The sequence below is a fragment of the Sphingomonas sp. PAMC 26605 genome (assembly GCF_000241485.1).
GTDB lineage: Bacteria > Pseudomonadota > Alphaproteobacteria > Sphingomonadales > Sphingomonadaceae > Sphingomonas.
The window spans coordinates 1-1,404 of sequence record NZ_JH584246.1 but is presented as its reverse complement, the minus strand read 5'-3'; the positions used below and the strand labels follow the sequence as shown (position 1 = coordinate 1,404).

At 58.5% G+C, this 1,404-nt stretch carries 3 protein-coding genes; 1 reads left to right on the top strand and 2 read right to left on the bottom strand.

The annotated features are described in order from the left end of the window. Positions 1 to 257 (bottom strand): conjugal transfer protein TraD (locus RH90_RS21495; RefSeq protein WP_010189068.1); only part of this gene is annotated, 257 nt, incomplete at its 3' end. 30 nt (positions 258 to 287) lie between these two features. Then, a complete protein-coding gene (locus tag RH90_RS21490; protein WP_029625590.1) occupies positions 288 to 920 on the bottom strand; it encodes a transferase in 633 nt (210 codons plus the stop codon). A gap of 206 nt (positions 921 to 1,126) precedes the next feature. Here RH90_RS21490 and RH90_RS21485 point away from each other — a divergent pair. Further along, the coding region (locus tag RH90_RS21485; protein WP_010189065.1) for a MobA/MobL family protein at positions 1,127 to 1,404 on the top strand (278 nt) is incomplete at its 3' end.

Below are 1,404 nucleotides of genomic sequence, written 5' to 3'. Positions count from 1 at the left end.
CCCGTAGCATCGCCGCCACTTTTGCGCCCGCGCCGCTGAAAGAAGGCAGCGCCTTTTGATCGCCATCCCTCCTTTGCCGCGAGATCTTTGGAAGCAATCGCGTCGAGCAGAACGCCAGCAAGGGTTTCGGCATCGAGCACATCGGCGCCGGTTGCGGCGACGAGCTGGCCGAGCTGCTCGACCCGCTTCGCTTTGAGCGAGCGGGCCTTGTCATTTAGTGCCTTTAGTTCGGCATCATAATCGCGAACTTTACGCATATCCCTTCACTCCAACGCGTCGCGGCACCATCAGACTGCTGCGATATGTGACCCCATGTCTAACAGACCCAGCCGCGGGACCGTCATGCCAGGCTTAAGCAACGCGCCAGGCGCGACGACAGCGTTAGCACCGATGCGAACGCCGTCGCCGACCAGTGCTCCGAACTTGTCGACCCCTGTTCGAATTCGCGTGCCGTCGAGCACGATAAGGATGGCGGGATTGTCACGCTCATTCCGGATGTTGGCGATGATGGCCCCGGCTTCGAGATTGACGCCTGCGCCCAGCACGCTGTCTCCGACAAAATTAAAATGGGCGAGCTTAGTCCCCGAAAACAGGAATGACGATTTGAGTTCGGTGCCCGGGCCCAACGTACAACGCTCCCCCAGCCAACAGCCATCGCGAACATAAGCGCCGCTTGTAATGAAGCACGACGGTCCGATGACCGTGGGGCCTTTCAGCACGACGCCCGGTTCTATGCTGGCGGTTTCATGCACGGCGACATTGTCGGAAATCCGATAGCCAGCATCAAGCTCGTCCAGGATTACAGCTACAACCTCATGTGCTCGGATGGTGATCGCCCACGGCGCAAGATCGGCGAACGCTGCAAGCGGCGATGTAGCGACGTCTGCGATATAATTGCGGATCAGGATCTGGTCGCTCATTTTGCCGATCCTTTTGATACCAGCTGACGCACAGGTCAGCTTCCCCCGCTTTCCCATAATCCATATCTTAGCGCAACCAGCAAAGGGGTAAAGCCGGAAGGGCCAGAAAGCGGCCAGCAGTCAATCACGAGAAGCGGAGCGGATTGTGAGTGCGCGCTTATAGATCGTTGCCGATCAACGCTAAGAGGAGTAGAAACACGTTCGTCATGGCGATCTACCATTTCTCCGCAAAGGTTATCGGCCGTTCATCCGGCTCAAGCGCGGTTGCGGCAGCCGCGTACCGCTCCGCATCCGAGCTGTTCGACGAACGGCTGGAGCGGCACCATGACTTCTCGAACAAGACCGGCGTCACGCACTCAGAAGTGATGTTACCGGAAGGTGCACTGGTGCATCTGTCAGACCGCACAACGCTTTGGAATGCGGTGGAAGCTGGCGAGAAGCGCAAGGACGCCCAACTAGCCCGTGAGATCGAGTTCTCGATCCC